The 18,960-nt window shown below is 60.4% G+C and carries 11 protein-coding genes; 7 read left to right on the top strand and 4 right to left on the bottom strand.

Annotated elements, in window-relative coordinates:
* The first annotated feature begins 93 nt into the window (after positions 1-93).
* The gene (locus LAN64_09385) at positions 94-1,638 is read left to right on the top strand and encodes a glycosyltransferase (GenBank protein ID MBZ5568048.1); all 1,545 of its coding nucleotides are present in this window, start codon (positions 94-96) and stop codon (positions 1,636-1,638) included.
* Positions 1,639-1,649: 11 nt separating this feature from the next.
* Here the strand turns inward: LAN64_09385 and LAN64_09380 are convergent, their stop codons facing one another.
* A complete protein-coding gene (locus LAN64_09380) occupies positions 1,650-2,411 on the bottom strand; it encodes a glycosyltransferase family 2 protein (protein MBZ5568047.1) in 762 nt (253 codons plus the stop codon).
* Between the two features lie 196 nt (positions 2,412-2,607).
* Here LAN64_09380 and LAN64_09375 point away from each other — a divergent pair, with 196 nt between their 5' ends.
* Positions 2,608-4,005 (top strand): UDP-glucose/GDP-mannose dehydrogenase family protein, encoded by a 1,398-nt coding sequence (locus LAN64_09375; GenBank protein MBZ5568046.1) that lies wholly within the window; start codon positions 2,608-2,610, stop codon positions 4,003-4,005.
* A 26-nt stretch (positions 4,006-4,031) separates the two neighbouring features.
* On the opposite strand, the gene LAN64_09370 is transcribed toward LAN64_09375, so the two are convergent.
* From LAN64_09370 to LAN64_09360, 3 genes are all read right to left on the bottom strand, one after another.
* Entirely contained in the window at positions 4,032-4,997 is a 966-nt protein-coding gene (locus LAN64_09370) for an SDR family oxidoreductase (protein MBZ5568045.1), read from the bottom strand.
* A gap of 15 nt (positions 4,998-5,012) precedes the next feature.
* The gene (locus tag LAN64_09365) at positions 5,013-6,374 is read right to left on the bottom strand and encodes a nucleotide sugar dehydrogenase (protein MBZ5568044.1); all 1,362 of its coding nucleotides are present in this window, start codon (positions 6,372-6,374) and stop codon (positions 5,013-5,015) included.
* Between the two features lie 151 nt (positions 6,375-6,525).
* A complete protein-coding gene (locus tag LAN64_09360) occupies positions 6,526-7,467 on the bottom strand; it encodes an SDR family oxidoreductase (GenBank protein MBZ5568043.1) in 942 nt (313 codons plus the stop codon).
* A 567-nt stretch (positions 7,468-8,034) separates the two neighbouring features.
* Between LAN64_09360 and LAN64_09355 the strand changes: the two genes are divergently transcribed.
* The 5 genes from LAN64_09355 to LAN64_09335 all read left to right on the top strand — a co-directional run bounded on the left by LAN64_09355 (position 8,035) and on the right by LAN64_09335 (position 18,897).
* The gene (locus LAN64_09355; protein MBZ5568042.1) at positions 8,035-8,574 is read left to right on the top strand and encodes a UpxY family transcription antiterminator; all 540 of its coding nucleotides are present in this window, start codon (positions 8,035-8,037) and stop codon (positions 8,572-8,574) included.
* Between the two features lie 39 nt (positions 8,575-8,613).
* Complete coding sequence (locus LAN64_09350) at positions 8,614-12,126, top strand: SLBB domain-containing protein (GenBank protein MBZ5568041.1); 3,513 nt, start codon at positions 8,614-8,616, stop codon at positions 12,124-12,126.
* Between the two features lie 25 nt (positions 12,127-12,151).
* Positions 12,152-14,854 carry a phosphatase PAP2 family protein gene (locus LAN64_09345; GenBank protein MBZ5568040.1) on the top strand — a complete coding sequence of 901 codons (2,703 nt, stop codon included), beginning with the start codon at positions 12,152-12,154 and terminating at the stop codon, positions 14,852-14,854.
* 266 nt (positions 14,855-15,120) lie between these two features.
* On the top strand, positions 15,121-16,440 hold the full coding sequence (locus tag LAN64_09340; GenBank protein MBZ5568039.1) for a lipopolysaccharide biosynthesis protein: 1,320 nt from the start codon (positions 15,121-15,123) through the stop codon (positions 16,438-16,440).
* A 369-nt stretch (positions 16,441-16,809) separates the two neighbouring features.
* Entirely contained in the window at positions 16,810-18,897 is a 2,088-nt protein-coding gene (locus LAN64_09335) for a right-handed parallel beta-helix repeat-containing protein (protein ID MBZ5568038.1), read from the top strand.
* Positions 18,898-18,960: the final 63 nt, after the last annotated feature.

Below are 18,960 nucleotides of genomic sequence, written 5' to 3'. Positions count from 1 at the left end.
CGGTCACCCGAGCTCGACAAACTCGCAGAGAACCGGTGTCGCCACCGGATTAGAACTGCCTTTGCCGGTACAATACTTTCAATTTGCAGGCCGATGACACCTGATGCCAAATCTCTGTTCCTCGGAAGTCCTCAGAACGGTTCCGGCCCGCGGACCAGTCTCTCGATCTTTGTCCCTGTGTATAACGAACAGTACCTGGTGGAGGCAAGCCTGCGAAGGCTGCTGATCTTGGCCGAGTCGCCCCTGCTCAGTCGGATTCAGGTCATCGTGGTTGACGACTGTTCGCGCGACGAATCCGCAGTGGTGCTGCAGCGCTTTCAGCAGAACCTTCCCGCCGACCCCTCGGGCAAGTTGGATTGGCATTTCTTGCGCCATGAGCGCAATCAGGGCAAGGGAGCGGCCGTACGCACCGCCCTCGAACATGCCGAGTGCGAACTCTCGGTCATCCATGATGCCGATCTCGAGTACCACCCGCGCGACCTCCTGCAGATGCTGCCACTGTTTCTGCACGAAAATGCCGACGCGGTATTCGGTTCCCGTTTCATGGCCGGGGGATTCAAGCGCGCCCTGCTCTTCAAGCACTCCATCGGCAATCACGTGCTGACGTTCTTGTGCGATCTGGCCAGCGACCTAAACCTCACCGACATAGAAACCTGTTACAAGATGGTCCGCACCGACTTGCTGAAGACGATTCCGCTGGTGAGCAATGATTTTCGTATCGAGCCGGAACTGACCATCAAGCTGGCCAAACGTGGCGCGCATATCTTCGAAGTTCCCATCAGCTACTCCGGCAGAACGTATCAAGAAGGGAAAAAGATCGGCTGGAAGGATGGCCTGGGAGCGCTGTTTGCGATTGCCCGGTTCAAGGTCTCCGATCGCATCTGCCAACCCGATCAGTACGGCAGCGAGGTTTCGGTGCGGCTGGGCCGTGCGCCAAAGTATGCCTCCTGGCTGGCGAGCCGGCTGCGTCCCCACCTCGGCTCCGATGTGCTGGAGATTGGCGCCGGCATGGGCAGCCTGACCGTGCAGTTGATTCCCCGGACGCTATACTGCGCTTGCGATGCGAACCCGCTCTTCGTGCGCGAACTGCGCAAGCTGACCGTCACCCGTCCGTATCTGGAGGCCTCGCAGATTGACCCCGCCGATCCCGCATCGCTTCCCGCCGGGCGCAGGTTTCACACCGTCATCTGCCAAAATGTGCTGGAGCACGTGGACGACGACGTCGCGGTGCTCCGTGGCATCGGGGACAGCATCCGCGAGGATGGGCGCATCGTTGCCCTGGTGCCGAATGCCCCCGCGCTGTTTGGCGCGATTGATCGCAGCCTCGGTCACCGCCGGCGTTACACCCGAGATCAGCTTCATCGCTTGGCGGAGAAAGCCGGCATGCGATGCGCGTCCATCGTACCCTTCAACCGCGCCTGCAGTGTTCCGTGGTGGTTCGCAGGGCGTGTCCTCCGCCGAGAACGCTTCAGCCTGCTGCAGGTGAAGTTCGTCAACTGGGCTGCGCCCGTCCTGCGCCGGCTGGATACGTGGGTCCCGCTGCCGCCCCTGTCCTGGATCGCAACTTTTGAGAAGGTGCAAGCGCGGACGGTCGTGACACCATCCCCACGAGAAAGCGAAGCCACTCTTCTGCGTTAGGCGGCCGCAGACTAACGCGCCGCAGCCTGCGTCGCCGCAGGGTTGGCATACTTACCCGTAATTCCATTCCACCGGATGCTGATCATTTCCCCAAACATGCGCAAGCCGTCCGGCACTGGGTTGATCTTGGAATGTCCGACATGCGCCCACTCCACCGGGATTTCGGCGATCCGCAGCCCATAGATTCTGGCCAGGTACAGCAGTTCGGCGTCGAACCCCCAGTGATCGATGCGCTGGGCGGAGAAAATCTGGCGGGCCGCTCGGCGGGTGAATGCCTTGAAGCCGCACTGGGTATCTCTGTAATTCAGCCCCAGAACAAGGCGGAGCAGCAGGTTGTAGGTGCGGCCGAAGATTTGCCGCAGAACCGGCTGCCGTTCCGTCTGCAACTTCGGATCGACCCAGCGAGATCCGATGGCGACATCAGCGCCACCCTCGATAGCCGCCAGCAGCTTGGGAGCCTCGGAGATCGGAGAGGATAGGTCCGCATCACTAAATAGCAGCACGTCTCCCTCAGCTTTCAACATCCCGTTTCGAACGCTGTAACCTTTGCCGTGGTTTCCCGGGTTCTGCAGGAGCCGCACGCGCGGATTATTCAGCGCGAATTGCCGCACGATCTCGGCGGTGCCATCGCTGGAGCCGTCATCGACGACGATGATCTCCGCTTTCCAGTGCTGCTGCGAGACATAGCTCAACACTTTGTCGAGGGTCGCGGCCAGCCTGCGGCCCTCATTGAAAGCAGGGAAGATTAGGCTGTAAGTTGACATGTAAGAGATCGAAAGATCTTTTCGATTCTACAGAGTAATTTTCATCATTGTTGCACGAACTGCTGCCCATAACGGCGATTTCCGGGCTGCGAGCAGCGTGGCCATGCGTGGTACTCTAATTGTCCCCAAGTTTGTGCCCCCGAAAACGCCAGCCGCGGTTGGCGCCGATGTTGCCGGCGGGGGAGTAGCTGCGCCGGAGTGTGGAATGAAGATTACGGTTGTTGGTTCGGGCTATGTCGGGTTGGTGGCGGCGGCGTGTTTTGCCGACATGGGCCATGACGTCATTTCTGTCGATAACGACGCCAGCAAGACCGCCATGCTCCAGCGTGGCGAGGTGCCCATCCACGAAGAACACTTACCCGAACTCTTGGCCCGGCATGGCGGCAAGCGCATTGCGTTTTGCAGTTCGTTGCCCGACGCCGTTGCCGGCAGTGACGCCATCTTTATTGCCGTCGGCACGCCGCAAGGCGGCGATGGTTACGCCGACCTTTCCTACGTGGAATCGGTCGCCCGGGAACTGGCCCGCGCTATGAAGGGTTACAAGCTGATCGTGGAGAAGAGCACGGTTCCCGTATTTACGCACGACTGGATTCGCAAGGTCATGCTGCTCAACGGAGCATCGGCGGATTCGTTCGACGTCGCTTCGAATCCCGAGTTTCTCCGCGAAGGCACGGCCGTCACCGACTTCCTGTATCCGGACCGGATCGTGGTGGGCGCCGACAACGTGCGTTCGACGGCGCTGCTGCGCGAAATCTATTGCCCTCTTACCAGCGGCAGTTATTACCAGGCGGGTCCAGCGATCCCGAGGCCCGAGGGCGCGCACATACCGCCGGCGCTCATCGAGACCAGCGCCAAGAGCGCGGAACTGATCAAGCACGCCTGTAACGCATTTCTGGCGATGAAGATCTCGTTCATCAACGCGGTGGCCAACATCTGCGAATCGGTGGGCGCCGATGTTCGCCAGGTGTGTAACGGCATTGGCGCGGATGAGCGCATTGGCCCGCGTTTTCTCAATCCCGGCATTGGCTACGGCGGCTCGTGCTTCCCGAAGGACTTGGCGGCCTTCCGCGCCGTTGCCCGCGAATGTGGATACGACTTTCGCCTGCTCGACGAGGTCATCAACATCAACGAAGACCAGCGCCATCGTTTTCTGCGCAAGGTGCGAAGGGCGCTCTGGACGTTGCGGGGAAAGCGACTGGCGGTGCTCGGCCTATCCTTCAAGGGCGGGACTGACGATGTGCGCGAATCACCCGCCATCGCCGTCGTCGAGATGTTGCTGAAGGAAGGATCGGAAGTCCGCGTCTACGATCCGGCCGGCATGCAGCGCGCCGGTGAGACGCTACCGGCCTCGGGCGTAACCTTCGCTTCCTCGCCCTATGAAGCAGCCACCGGCGCCGATGCGCTGCTGATTCTGACCGATTGGGCCGAGTTTGCCGGCCTCGATCTGGACCGCATTCACGCGGCTTTGGGTTATCCGATTGTTGTGGATGGGCGCAACTTGTATGACCCGGCGGTGATGGCAGCCCATGGGTTTCTTTACTACAGCGTGGGCCGGCCCGACGTCCAGTCGTCCGCCGTTAGGACGACGGCAGGCGCAGAGTAATTGCAGAGGTCAGGAAAGCGTGCGAGTCAGCCGCGCCGGCTCTCCGATGCACCCACGCTGGAGCGATACCAATCCACCGTCTTCGACAACCCCAGTTCGAAGGTCACGGCAGGCTTGTACCCGAGGTGTTTCTCCGCCAGAGAAATATCGGCCAGGGAATGCTTGATGTCGCCGGTGCGCTCCGGCTCATACTTGGGTGGACCACTGTACCCAGTCAGCTTCTGCAGAATGGCGTAAGTCTGGTTCAGAGTGATGCGGCGGCCGGTGGCGGCATTGAAGGCTCGCCCGACAACTTGCGAGGCCGGCGCCGCACAGGCCAGGAGGTTGGCGTTCACGACGTTCTCGATGAAGGTGAAATCGCGGCTTTGTTCGCCGTCCCCGTATATGACCGGCTGATCGCCACGCAGCATGCTGGAAATAAACTTGGCCAGCACGCCGGAGTACTGCGAGGTCGGATCCTGGCGCGGTCCGAAGACGTTGAAGTAGCGGAGTGAAAGGGCTTCCAGACCGTACACACGGGAGAAACATGTCAGGTAGTACTCGCCCGTGAGCTTAGCAACGGCGTAGGGCGAAATCGGGCTGGGGAGCATGCCTTCATGCTTGGGCAGCGTCGGCGCATCGCCGTACAGCGAGGATGACGATGCGTACACCACCCGCTTCACCTTGGCATCGCGGGCGGCAATGAGCAGGCTGAGTGTGCCATCGACGTTGGCGCGGTTGCTCTCGGCCGGATCTTGCACGGAGCGGGGCACGGAAGGAATGGCCGCTTGGTGGAGAACATAGTCCACCCCGCGACAGGCAGCGGCCACCGCGGCGGCGTCGTTGATGTCGGCCTCGATCATCTCGATTCGCGAGGCCATGGGAGCAATGTTTTCGGCTTTGCCGGTACTGAGATTATCAATGCCGCGCACGCGCTCGCCACGATCCAGCAAGGCGTGCGCAAGCGACGATCCGATGAAGCCGGCGATTCCGGTGATCAGGTAAAGGGCCATGTTAGTTGTCGTGCGCTAGCAGCGAACTACGTTGGGCGCATCGATACCGTGCGTCGCGTTACGGGTGTCGACCACGAGCTTCGATTCGCGGACAATGCGCGCATAGTCGTAGTCGGAGTGGTTGGTCACGATCAGCACGCAATCGTACAGCCCGAGATTTTCCAAGGGCGTGTTTTTCATTTGCAGGTCGTACTTGCGCCCTTTGCCCACGAAAGCGAAGTAAGGGTCGTTGTAGGAGACGGCTGCGCCCTCGCGCTGCAACAGCTCGATGATCGTCAGCGACGGCGACTCGCGCAGATCGTCGATGTCCTTCTTGTAAGCGACGCCGAGCACTAAAACCTTGGCGCCGTTGAGCGCCTTCTTTTGGCCGTTGAGGGCCGAGGTAACGGATGCGACAACGTGGTACGGCATGGCGGTATTGATGTCGCCGGCGAGTTCGATAAAGCGGGTCTGGAAGTCGAACTCCCTTGCTTTCCACGAAAGGTAATACGGGTCCACCGGAATACAGTGTCCGCCGAGCCCGGGACCGGGATAAAACGCCTGGAAGCCAAACGGTTTTGTCTTTGCGGCTTCGATCACTTCCCAGATGTCCACTCCCATGCGCAGGCACAGCAGTTTGAGCTCGTTCACCATCGCAATATTCACGCAGCGATAGATGTTCTCCAGCAGCTTGGTCATCTCGGCGACGGCCGGCGTGGAGACGCGCACGGTGTGCCGGAAAATCGTGCCATAAACCGCGGCAGCCAGTTCACCGCCCGTGGCGTCGACCCCGCCGATGACCTTGGGAATATCGTGGCGCTCGACATCGGTACGGCCGGGATCCTCGCGCTCCGGGGAGAAGGCAACGTAAAAAACGTCGTCACCGGATCGGCCATTGCGGGCGGCTTGCAAGCCATGCGGGTTGCCTTTCTCCAGAATGGGGACCAGCACTTCTTCCGTGGTGCCGGGATAGGTGGTGCTCTCGAGGATGACAAGCTGGCCGGCGTGCACGTGGGGCGCGATGGATTCTGCCGTCCTGACGATGTAGCTCATGTCGGGCTGGCGGAATTCGTCCAGCGGTGTGGGCACGCAGATGATCACGGCATCCATGTCAGCGATCCGCGAAAAATCGCAGGTCGGGGTGAAGCCGCGTTCGCGGGCCGCCTGGATCTGCCGGGGCTCGATGCGCACGATGTAGGAGCCGCCCTGGGTAAGGGTCTCTATTTTGCGTGTATCGACGTCGAACCCGGTGATGGCAAATCTCTCGCCGGAAAACAGCAGAACCAGCGGCAGACCTACATAGCCGAGGCCGATGACCCCGATTTTCGCAGTGCGCGCTTCGATGTTGGCCAGAACCTTGCTTACGGCAGGCCCGGACATGACGACGCCTGTGGACATTTTTTCTCCTGGCTACTGCCTGGCTACTGATAAGACCGACAATTTTATACCAGAACTGCGCGGCACTGGCCGCGAGGGAGAAGTTACGAAAGTGGCGTTAACGAGCGACCCGTTCTGCTCGTTGGCTACGGTATGTCTTTGCCCAAGGGGCCTACGCCGAACTGCCCAACTGATCGCGGAAGTATTGCAGAGTCCGCTCAAGACCAGCCTGTAGAGGAACCTTGGGTTCCCAGTCGAGCAACTGCCGGGCCTTGCTGATGTCCGGACACCGCTGTTTCGGGTCATCTTGCGGAAGGGGCTCAAAGACGATCGGCACCTGCGACCCGGTAAGTTGCTTGATGCGCTGGGCAAATTCCAGGATGGTGACCTCTTGTGGGTTCCCGATGTTGACGGGATTGTGCTCGTCTGATTGCATCAACCGATAGATGCCGTCGATCAAGTCGGAAACGTAGCAGAAGCTCCGCGTCTGGGAGCCGTCACCGTAGACCGTCATCGGCTTTCCGGTAAGCGCCTGATACACAAAATTAGGTAGCGCGCGCCCATCATTCAGCCGCATGCGGGGGCCGTAAGTGTTGAAAATCCTGACGATGCGTGTGTCTAGACCTCGCGCGCGGTGAAATGCCATGGTCAGGGCTTCGGAGAACCGTTTTGCCTCGTCGTAGACGCTTCGCGGACCGACTGGGTTGACGCGCCCCCAATACGTCTCCGGCTGCGGACTGATTTCCGGGTCTCCGTAACACTCCGATGTGGACGCCAACAGGAATTTGGCTTTCTTTTCCTCCGCCACCCGGAGCGCGTTGTAGGTGCCAAAGGAACCGACCCGGAGCGTTTCAAGCGGGAGCCGCAGGTAATCCGGTGGACTAGCCGGTGAAGCGAAATGCAGCAGGTAGTCGAGGCTGCCGTCGTATATCAGGCCACTGCTGACATCGGCGCGCAGGAATTCGAAGTCGCGGTTGTTAACCAGGTGATGAATGTTTCGTTGCGTCCCCGTCGCTTCGTTATCCACGCACACAACTTTCCAGCCGTGGCTCAGCAAGTGTCCGCAAAGATGGGATCCGAGAAAACCCGCCCCGCCTGTCACTAACGCCCGCATAGTTATTGCCTTACCTCCGGCACCATCGCGAGTGTACCGACCGGGCAGTCGTCTTGGCAATTTTGCCGCGTTCCTGCTCCAGTCAGCTACCTCTGGGTGAGGCGGCGCGACCAGCTTTCGCTCCCGTCAATAGCTAGAATTGCCCCTTTCGTGCTATACATATCGTTAAACCTTGAAGAGTACTGGATGTTTGGGAGGTAACGGTCCTCTAGCGTCCGAGGGGCGCGCGACTGCCACGACCGTTACACATCAGAAAGTTTGAATTATCTCTGTAGCGACTGCTGGGCGATAACCGATTGGAGTGGTGTAACATTTGGATGGAATGGGTTCGGCAGAGTAACTCCCATGTGCTGGAGTGGTAGTCCTCACCTTGTTGTTTCTGCGTCTTTGGCAGATCAGAAACGGCCCCAAGTGAAGGCCACAACTCGTACCCGCTTGTAGGGGCGGCTCTGGGCCGCGGATTCAGTCGTAAGTAGTTGATTGCATTATGCTTATTTCATGATGAGTCCTGTAACTGAGGGGGCGAAGCTGTCTCCATCACCTGCCATTACGATGGGCCCATTGCGATTGCCGCCAATCGTAGAGCCCAACTCGACGGGGCTGGCGGTAGCGCCATCGGCTGACTGGTATGCGTTGTACACTTGCTCTCGCCACGAAAAGCAAGTTGCCGCCCAGTTACAGCAGCGCGACATCGAGTTCTTCCTTCCGGTCTACGCCAGCGTTCGCCGATGGAAAGACCGCCGCGTCACCCTCCAGCTTCCCTTATTTCCCGGTTACGTTTTTGTGCATACCTTCCTGCAGCGCCGTCTCGAGGTGCTCAACGTGCCTGGGACGGTACGCTTCGTCGCTTTCAACGGTCGACCGGTGGCGCTTCCCGAGTCCGACCTGCTGCGGTTACGTAGCGGACTCGATCAAGGACTTTGCGTCACGCCGCACCCGTACTTGAGAATCGGCCGTCGCGTGCGCGTGCGTTGCGGTCCGCTTGCGGGAATGGAGGGAATCCTTGTGCGCAAGAAGGAGCATTCCCGGATTGTTCTATCCATCGATCTCATCATGCGTTCTGTCGCCGTCGAGGTCGACGTTGCCGACGTCGAGCCTCTAAACTGAGTCGTTGAAGTTCCGCTCGATGCTGTTGAGTGAGGTAGTATGAGGAGCGCATTCCCGCAGAATCCCAGGTTGTCGCTGGTGTTCGCGTTCGTCCTGCTGTTAGCCGGCATTTCCGCTTTTGCCCAGACAACATCTCCATTGGAGGACCGGCAATCGCGGGCCGCCCGCGCCGCCATGGACCAGGCGGCGCTGTCGGCAGACAGGATTATCAGCATTCTGCGGGAGGAACCTGGGCTTCTGCTGCAACTGAAGAAGACCCTGATTCGCAAGGCGTATGAACAAGGGCGGTTGCTCGATCCAGTCGATCTCACCGACGCGGCCATCGAGCGCCTCGTTCGCGACGACTTCAACGTCCGCGTGCTCGCGACCCAGGAGATCGAAGCCCGTTCCTACATCCGCGCGAAGCCCACACGCGAGGAAGTGCTGCGCGATACGATTCGCAAGATTCCGTCCGCACAGTCTGCAGCGCCGCCCCCGGCCACTTCAGGTAAAACTCAGGAAGATGTCTACTGGGCAACACACGAAGAAGAGCCTCAAGTCGCTCCCTACCGTGGCGCCACGTCTTCCGAGGTAACCGGCGCTCCGGGTCAATACGGCCAGGATGAGCAACAGCAGCCGGGCGTCCAGGCTCCGCCGCAGCCGCGCAGGTCCGTTCCGCAACCGGCTACGCCTTCGGATCGCCGGCGCGAATTGCAGCGCGCCGAACTCGAGCCTCCCATCGACGAAATCAACTCCGCCAGCTCGCGCATGGCACGCATCACTCCCGATGAATTGCCGGACCTGCTGGCCGGTACCGCGGTGCCGGCCGCCCAACGAATTCCGGCGAATCCCGGCAGCGCCACCAGTTACGACCGCGCCCTGCGTGACTCGCTCGGTTCGTCCTACGGTCTTCCTTCCGGAAGTGTTTCGCGCGGTAGCCAGACACGCGAGCAGTACAGCCAGTACCCTCAGGCCGGTACCGAGACGCGCCTCGAGCGCCGCACGCGGCCGATGATGCCGGGAGTCTACGATCGCGGTTCCGAGTCCTCGATCTTGCGTCGCCGTGCCAGTCCCTACGCCGACGTTCCTTCCCTGTACGACTTGTACTTGCAGGTGCGCAAGCAGCCGCCAGTGCTGCAACGTTTTGGCGCCGACGTCTTCGTCAACGGCAGCGGCAACGTTGAGGAGTTGCCCATCGACATGCCCGCCGGACCCGATTACGTGGTTGGCCCCGGCGACGGCCTCAGTATCGAGCTTTGGGGCAGCGTTTCGCAGCGCCTGCAGCGCATCGTGGACCGCGAGGGCAGAGTTGCCCTCCCCGAGGTGGGCTCGGTCCCGGTGGCCGGGCGCAGTCTGGGAGACGTACAGCGCCAAATCCAGACAGTACTGCGAACGCAATTCCGCGACGTGCAGGCTGACGTGTCGCTGTCCCGGCTGCGCACCGTACGCGCCTATGTCGTGGGCGATGTCGAGCGCCCCGGCGCGTACGACATCAGCTCGCTTTCCACCCCCCTTAACGCTTTACTCATGGCCGGTGGGCCGACCGCCCGCGGTTCTCTTCGCACCCTGAAGCATTACCGCGGCACGCAACTCATCCAGACGGTGGACGTCTACGATCTAATCCTGCACGGCATTCGCTCCGATGTGCAGCGCATCGAACCCGGAGACACCATCCTGGTTCCGCCGATCGGGGCGCAGGTGACGGTCAACGGTATGGTTCGCCGCCCAGCAATTTACGAACTGAACGGCGAAAAAAACCTGGCTGAGATTCTGGAACTTGCCGGCGGCGTGCTCTCCACTGGCACTCTTCGCCACATTGACGTCGAGCGCGTGCAGGCGCACCAGGAACGGATGATGCTCAGCCTCGACCTGCCCGAGGCCAACGATCAGCAGGCCGTCCTTGCCTCGATGGAAGCATTTAAGGTCCAGGACGGCGACGCAGTTCGCATTTCGCCCATCCTGCCCTACAGCTACAAGACGGTGTTTCTCGACGGCCACGTCTTTCATCCCGGGAAGTACCCCTACCGCGATGGCATGAAGGTTACCGACCTAATCAAGGACTACAGCGACCTACTGCCCGAACCCTCAGGCCGCCACGCCGAGATCATCCGCCTTAATCCTCCCGACTTCCGCCCCGCGGTTCTGGCCTTCAACTTGGAAGATGCCCTGGCGGGCAAAGGCGAGGCTCCGATCCTGAAGCCGTTTGACACGGTCCGCATTTTTGGCCGTTACGACTTTGAGGATCCGCCCGAGATCATGGTCACGGGCGAGGTTCGTGATCCCGGCGAAAAACTGACCAACGGCGAGACGCATCTTCGTGACGCCGTGTACCTGGGCGGCGGCCTCACGCCGGATGCGCAACTGACCGACGCCGAGGTGTACCGCAAATTGCCCGGCGGGGGCATGAAGGTGATCAGCGTCAACCTTGGCAAAGCGCTCGCGGGAGACTCGGTCGAGAATGTCGTGCTCGAATCGCGGGACCGCATCATCATTCACCGCGACCTGACCAAGGTGGACCCGCCGACGGTCACGATCGAGGGCGAGGTGGCGAATCCCGGCCACTACCCCCTGGGCGAGAATATGACCGCGGTTGAACTGGTGCGCGTGGCCGGCGGGTTCAAGCGTGGCGCCTACACTCGTTCCGCCGACCTGGCTCGCTACGTTGTCGAAAACGGCAAGAGGATTCTGGGCGAGCATCAGGAAATACCCATCGCCAAGGCGATGGCCGGTGTCGCCGACACCGATGTTCGCCTTTTTGACGGCGACGTCCTGACGATTCGCCAACTTGCCGGCTGGCACGACGTAGGAGCGTCCATCACCGTAAAGGGCGAGGCCCTGCACCCAGGCACGTACGGCATCGAGCAGGGTGAGAAGCTTAGCTCCATTCTCAAGCGCGCCGGCGGTTTCACGGCGAGCGCCTACCCCTACGGCGCCCTGCTGGAGCGCGTGCAGGTCCGCGAATTCTCGGAAAAGAATCGCCAGGACATGATTCATCGCATCGAAGCCGGCGCCAACACGAATATCAGCGGGAGCGTGAGCGGTCAGGAACAAGCGGCGCTGGTGCAGGCTGCCATGCAACAGCAGCAGCAGGTATTGATTGCGTTGCGCAATCAGACGGCGTCGGGCCGGCTGGTGATCCACATTTCATCCGACATTCGCCGCTGGCAGAACACCGCTGCCGATATCGAAGTCCGGGCGGAAGACGTACTGCTCATTCCCAAGCGCCCGAACTTCGTGCTGATTAGCGGCCAAGTGTATAACGCCTCGGCGGTGAGCTTCGCGCCGGGCAAGAGTGCTGGCTGGTACCTGCAACAGGCCGGCGGTCCTACCAAGCTCGCGGACACGAAGAACATTTTTGTTATTCGTGCTGATGGTTCCGTTCTCGGCCACCAGGGTGGCGCAACGTCAGGATTCTGGCGCGGCGGCGTGCTCAGCGCCCGCTTGGAACCGGGTGACACCGTGATCGTTCCCGAGAAGTTCATCACTGGTTCCAGCGCGTGGAAGGAAGTCATGACCACGGCGCAATTCATCTCCTCCATGGCCATTGCCGCCCGAGTGGCAACCAGCTTCTAGGATCATTGTGAAACATCTCAGTCCAGTGGCCATCGCTCTTCTGCTTGCTTGCGCCGCCATGTTTTCGCCGGCGCAGGAGCAGGACCCACCGAACGCGAAGCGGGCCTGCACCGATTTGTCGGGCAGCGTCACCTTGCCCTGTCCCGGAGGCGCGAAGTCGCCCACGATGGAGGACATGGACAAGACTGAGGCAGACAACGCGCCCAGTGCTGCGGCGGCGCCACGCCACGCGCCGTCTGAATCGCGTCCGAATCCCAATCCAGCGGCACCCACTGCCCACGCGAACGCGGCGCAGCCGCCTTCACCAGTTCGCCCCGCCAGCATCCGCCAGCCCATTGGCTCTGCCTACCCGGACGCCGATCCCGGTTCTGCTTCCGTTTACTCGACGTCGGCGGCGGTCGGACCGGAGCCGGTTTCGCTGCAGCCTGCAAGCTCGGTCCCTGGCTCGCCCGAACGGGCATTGTTTCGCAACCTGGTTGCCGACCAGAAAGCGATCTGGACCAGCCCAGTTCATTTGCACCTCAACGATGTCCAGTGGCTGGCGCCTCTGCTGGGCGGCTCGGCGATCATGATCGCCAGCGATACCGACATCGAACGACACGTGCCCACCGGCGCCAACTTCCGCAAGCAGAGCAACAGCCTGTCGAACTATGGTGTCGCGGCTTTCGCGGGTGTGACCGGCGCGACTTGGCTGTGGGGCGTAGCCAGCCACAACGACCATATGCGTGAGACCGGCGTTCTTAGCGGGGAAGCCGCACTCGATAGCTTCGCGCTCACTTACGCGATCAAGAGCCTTACCCAGCGCGACCGTCCTTACGAGGGAAATGGACATGGCAATTTCTGGTCGAAGGGTAACTCGTTTCCCTCGGAGCACGCCGCGGCCGCCTGGTCGGTCGCCACGGTTTTCGCCCATGAATATCCCGGCCCATTGACCAAGTTGTTTGCCTACGGCGGTGCGGCTGCCATCAGCGCTGCCCGGGTCACTGCCGACAAGCACTTCGCCTCCGATGCGCTGGTCGGTAGCGCCATCGGCTACTTCGTCGGGCGCCAGGTTTATCGTGCTCATCACAGCGGCGAAAACCCGGATCGGATCTACGGAACCTTCGAGCGCGCGCGCGGGGCCGAAGGCCCTCGAGATCCTGCCAACATGGGCTCGACCTATGTGTCGCTGGATAGCTGGGTGTATGCAGCCATGGACCGGCTGGCTGCGCTCGGTTACATCCAGTCCGCGTTTGCGGGATTGCGCCCGTGGACGCGCATGGAATGTGCGCGGCTGCTGGATGAGGCCTCAATGCGCATTAACTCCGACACCGGCGGCGGCAAGTCCAGTGCTGAAGCTGCCCGACTGTATCAGGCGCTGCAGTCGGAGTTTTCCGCCGAATCTCGCCGGCTGGGCGGCGGCCGAAATCTCAGCGCCGAGCTCGAATCAATCTATACGCGCTTTACCGGCATTTCCGGCAAGCCGCTCAACGACAGCTACCACTTCGGTCAGACCATCATCAACGATTACGGGCGTCCCTACCAGGAAGGCTTCAACATGGTGACCGGTTTCACCAGCCATGCCGAGGCTGGCCCGCTGGCGTTCTACGTCCACGGCGAGTATCAGCACGCCCCCTCGGCGCCCGCGTACCCGCTTGCAGTCCGCCAAGCGATTGCGACAAAGGATGCCAATCCAGTGCAGCCTGCGATCCCGGTCGCGGCGCACGACGACTTCCAGTTGCTGGATACCTACGTTGCGCTGAACATCAGGAACAACCAGATTTCCTTTGGCCGGCAAAGCACCTGGTGGGGTCCGGGCCAGGGCGGGGCGCTGATGTTCAGCGACAACGCGCTGCCGTTTTACTCCCTGCGCTGGATGCAGGTCAGCCCGTTCAAGCTGCCGTCGTTGCTCGGCTTCCTCGGCCCGGTGCGGACGGACATGTTTATTGGCAGGCTGGAGGGCCATCATTACCCTGGGAATCCCTATATCAGCGGTCAAAAGCTCAGCTTTAAGCCGACCGAGAATCTTGAGGTCGGGTTCTCGAAGATTTCGATCTTCGCCGGTGGGGGCCACCCGCTAAGCTGGCATAATTTCTATAAGTCCACCTTCGGGGTCAACAACCACCCTTCTTCTGACACCTTCAAGTTTGACGTAGGTGATCACCGTGGTGGTTTCGATTTCACGTACCGGATACCCGGGTTGCGCAATTGGCTGACGCTGTACAGCGACTCCTTGGTGGACGATGACCCATCCCCCATTGCTGCGCCCCGGCGCGCAGCCGTCAACCCGGGCATATATCTCTCGCACGTGCCGGGAGTACCGAAGCTCGATTTCCGCGCCGAGGCGGTTAACACGGATCCTCCTTCCGGACGTAGTCTGAACGGACAGTTCATTTACTGGAACTTGGTTTATCATGATTCCCACACGAATGCCGGAAACCTGATGGGCAGTTGGATCGGCAGGGAAGGACGCGGCGTTCAGGCTTCCAGTACCTACTGGTTTTCGGCGCAGAATACCTTCACGCTGAGCTATCGCAATGGCCGGGTAAGCAAGGATTTCGTGCCCGGCGGCGGCAGCCTCGATGATTACTCGGCCCGCACCAACTGGGTCCTCCGCCCAGACCTGAAGCTCAGTGGCTGGATTCAGTACGAGCGCTGGTCCTTTCCTTTCCTGGCGCCGCGGGGCCAGTCTAATGTGACGACGTCCATTCAACTCACTTTTCGGCCCGCGGCGCACCTGTCGCGCTAGCTTTACGTACTCCAATCTCAAGGCTCGAGTTTGAAATCCGCATAATCCGAGACGCCTGCGACGCAACGGCGGCGTCTCCGTAATCCCGCTGTTATCATGATCGTAACAATTCCAGGTCACCGAACGGTTCACAGGTTACGTATCGTCCGCCTGGGAGAAATCACAAGTGATGTTGTCGTCGGCAGTACTTACAAACAGCTCTGGAACGGGAATTGCAAATGGATAGGTCAGGGACGGCGGTTGATTCTGGGCTGAACTCGTCCACGGTGGACGAGTTGGCCGAAGTCAGCGTGCGTCCCGAGCCTGCTTTTGCGCGCCGCGCCATGGCTGTCCTTTGGTCACGCCGCCGTTTTTTGCTCCGCTTCACTCTTCTCGGCATTGTGGTGTCAATCGTCGTGGCCTTCCTGGTCCCCGCGACTTATGAGTCCACGACTAAGCTCATGCCACCCGACACCGAGTCGGTGGGCAAAATGGGAATGCTGATGCAATTGGTCGGTGGAAGCGGAGCAGGAGGTGTGGCAGCCGATTTGCTTGGTGCGAAGAGTTCCGGAGACATACTCGTCGAGATCCTCCAGAGCCGCATGTTGCGGGACCAACTCATCAACAGCTTCGACCTGCGCAAGGTCTACAGCGCCAAGCTGATGATGGACGCTCGGTTTACTCTCGCGCAGCGTACCAAGATCGTTCAGGAGAAGAAGAGCGGTGTCATCAGTCTCACAGTTACCGACCGCGATCCGGTCCGCGCCATGCGCCTGGCCCAAACCTACGTCGATCAACTGGACCGCTCGATCAATACCCTGAATACTTCTTCTGCTCACCGCGAGCGGGTATTTCTCGAGGAGCGGCTCAAAGGCGTCAAACAGGACTTAGATACCGCCAGCCGCGACCTGAGCCAGTTCGCCAGCAGGAACACCGCCTTGGACCCACAGCAACAGGGCCGAGCCATGGTTGATGCTGCCGCACGCCTGCAAGGCGAGATGATTGCCACAGAATCCGAGCTCAAGGGTTTGGAGCAGGTGTACACGCCGCAGAACATACGTGTGCGTAGCGGCCGCGCTCGAATTGCCGAGCTGCAACGACAGCTCGACAATCTCGGTGGCACCGCCGGCTCATTGCAGCACCGGGCCTCCGGTTATCCGTCCATTCGGGAGCTACCGCTGCTCGGATACACCTACACCGACCTCTACCGCCGCGTCAAAATCCAGGAAGCTGTTTACGAAACGCTCACGAAACAATACGAACTCGCCAAGGTGGAAGAGGCGAAGGAATTGCCCAGTGTTAGCGTGCTGGATCGCGCCAACCTGCCCGAGCGCAAGTCTTGGCCACCGCGCAGGTTGTTTGTGATGGTGGGTGTGTTTTTGTTCCTGGCTGCCGGCTCCGTATGGGTCGTTGGCCAAGATTACTGGCAACAACTCGATCCGCAAGATTCGCGCAGACAATTGGTGGCCGAGGCGCTCGCCGGCCTCAGCGTCGCGCGGCAAGACTTGGTTGGGGAAGGTGTTCGATTCAACACGATGCTTGGGCGCCTCCGTCGTCGGAATGTGCCCCGTGCTTCAAATTCGGAGGATGGCGATTCCTCCGCCTAGCGATCAGCGTTCCCATCGAGCCTCACCTGCTGGCCCCTTTTCATTCACTGGTTGCCTCGTGCTGCGCGTTACAGGTTGGCCGGGGCGTGCACCCCAGGGGCATGGCTCACACCAAGCCCTCCCCCGAGCAAGTGAGGGCCTTGGTGGATGGGATCCAGCTGCTGAGCGCAGGGAGGTGGCGCGCTGGTTTCCCGGTGCAACCTTGGTGAAGGAGAGATCGTTAGGTCTCAGCAAGTCCGTAATCGCTGTGAGGTAGGAAGAACAACTTCTGCCTGCATTTAGCACCAGTGGTAACTAATGTTTTTCGGTCACTGACTAGGAATTCGGAGAGCAGCCGCCAAGCGTCTGAACAGGAGGCACGAACCAACGATGCTTGAGCGAATCGTTGTGCGCCTCTTTGTGACATTTTTTCTCTTGTTGCAGTTTACTGCCGCTCAAAGCGTGGCAACGAACCCCGCTGGCTCGCAGACCATTGTTCAGCCTGCTAACCCGTACCTTAGTGTGAGCCGGTTGGAGCAGGTTCGCTACTGTGACCAGTTCGGCGGTGCCGACGCCGCCGCGCAAATCGCTGCCTGTATTGCCGACGTGGAGAATATAGGAGGCGGCGTCGCCGATGCGCGCGCACTGGCCGGAAACCAGAGCGGGGCATCAGGCTTCAGTGTGGGAGACGGAACGAATCCCGTCCTGCTGCTGTTGGGGCAGGTAACCCTCACGCTGTCGGGTGGAATCACCGTAAATTCCAATTCTGCGATTCAATGCATGAGCCAAGGTTCCACCATACGAGCCGGAGCCAACCTGACTGCACAGGTCGTAACCCTTGGCGGCATAAACCCGCAGGTGAAGTACTGCAAAGTGGATGGAGGCGCTTACGCGCTTAACGCCATCTACGCAGGGGATAACGTCACCAATTTCCTCATCAAGGAAAACGAATGCACCAATACGAGTTCCGCCGCCAACGCCGACTGTATCTCCGTGATTTCCGTGTCCGGAACCTCCACCGGAAAGATCCTCGGTAACTTGGTGCATGATTGGGGGGCCAGCGGCGGGGCCATCGCTCTGCGCGGGGCGACGGACACGGAAGTGGGGGGAAATGTCCTGTACGGAGGTGGCGGCAGCGCTACCGGACATGCCGCCATACAGCTTGGCGGCACGATCCGTGCCAACATCCACCACAACCATGTCAAGAGCAACTCCAACTGGGGTACCAGCTGTTTCCGGGATATTGCTCCCATCTTCGACAGCAACCAGGTAGCCGGCAACTACAATCGCGGTATGGAATGCGACTGCGCGTACGCACCGGTTTGGAACGGTAACACCATAAGGGGTCCGGCCGCATCGGGCTATGCCGCCATAGAAGCGGAGGCTTCCCCTTTCGCTCGGATAACCGGCAATACCGTTGATAGCGCGTACGAGTTTGGAGTTCACCTGTTTGGCCGCCTAGGGGTTGACGAAGTCCTTCTCGGCGATGCTGAGACCAACTGGACTTGTTCCCCTAACGTTGCCTGCTCACTGGATGGCACTGACAAGAAAGGGGGCGCCTTCTCGGTGAAGATGGTGATAGGCTCCGGCTTTGCCAGCGGCACCATTGCCTACGGGGCCACAACGGCTGCGCGCGATGTCACCTCCTACCTGCAAATCAGAATGTGGTTGAAGTCGGATAGGCGCATCATGCCGGGAACGCTGGCCGTGCGGCTCTCTGCCACCACCAGCTTTACCGACAACGTAGTGCAGGAGCCATTGCCGGGTTTGTATGCGAACCAGTGGACGCAGTTATATGTTCCCATGCGCGTGTATTGGAACAAGAGGGGCATGCCCCACATCAACTCCGTAGGGTTGGTGACGCTGGGCGCGATTGGCTCCCTAACGCTGCATGTAGACGACATTCAGGTAGAGAACCTCGCCACACACTCTCTGGTGTCTGGCAACGTACTGACCAAAGTAGGCGTCTGCTATGTGGGTTTGGACGGAACCGTGAGCGATAGCGACATCGACTACAACACCATGCTCGATGCTGGAGTTTGGGGTGTCTCCACTTCGGGGACAACGGGTATTTGTAACACGACTTCAGGAGGCAACGCGGGAACGGGAAATCGCTTCATTGGCAACTCCATTCGTACGCCGCTGGAGGGATCTACGCTGGGGAACTTGATCGGCATTGACGAGCGGGGCAGCGGCACCTATATCGCATATAACACATTAGTTGGGTTTCCAGCGGGGCAGGACATTTACAACGCGGGCACGAACACCGTACTGGTCGGCAACCGCAGGGCGGACACCGACGCCACCTTCCGAGTATCGACGGACATCTTATTCACCGCCACGACGTTCGCCACCCTGGGTGCACCCGCGAACGGCACGATCAAGTACTGCAGCAACTGCACGATTGCCAATCCCTGTGCGGGCGGGGGCACGGGTGCCATCGCCAAACGTCTTAACGGCGTATGGGTTTGTAATTGACGTCTGGCCTGCTCCGTTCTTGTGGCCCGCCCCAGTGCGGGTGTTTCCAAGGCCGAACCCCAT

It is taken from the genome of Terriglobia bacterium, assembly GCA_020073185.1.
Lineage (GTDB): Bacteria > Acidobacteriota > Terriglobia > Terriglobales > Acidobacteriaceae > JAIQGF01.
Note: the sequence above shows the minus strand (reverse complement) of the source record. Positions and strands in the feature narration are given on the sequence as shown.

Excerpts from the sequence above, each read along its gene's own strand:
- LAN64_09385 (MBZ5568048.1), top strand. The coding sequence starts at position 94 with ATGACACCTGATGCCAAATCTCTGTTCCTCGGAAGTCCTCAGAACGGT.
- LAN64_09375 (MBZ5568046.1), top strand. The coding sequence starts at position 2,608 with ATGAAGATTACGGTTGTTGGTTCGGGCTATGTCGGGTTGGTGGCGGCG.
- LAN64_09370 (MBZ5568045.1), bottom strand. The coding sequence starts at position 4,997 with ATGGCCCTTTACCTGATCACCGGAATCGCCGGCTTCATCGGATCGTCG.
- LAN64_09365 (MBZ5568044.1), bottom strand. The coding sequence starts at position 6,374 with ATGTCCACAGGCGTCGTCATGTCCGGGCCTGCCGTAAGCAAGGTTCTG.
- LAN64_09360 (MBZ5568043.1), bottom strand. The coding sequence starts at position 7,467 with ATGCGGGCGTTAGTGACAGGCGGGGCGGGTTTTCTCGGATCCCATCTT.
- LAN64_09350 (MBZ5568041.1), top strand. The coding sequence starts at position 8,614 with ATGAGGAGCGCATTCCCGCAGAATCCCAGGTTGTCGCTGGTGTTCGCG.
- LAN64_09335 (MBZ5568038.1), top strand. The coding sequence starts at position 16,810 with ATGCTTGAGCGAATCGTTGTGCGCCTCTTTGTGACATTTTTTCTCTTG.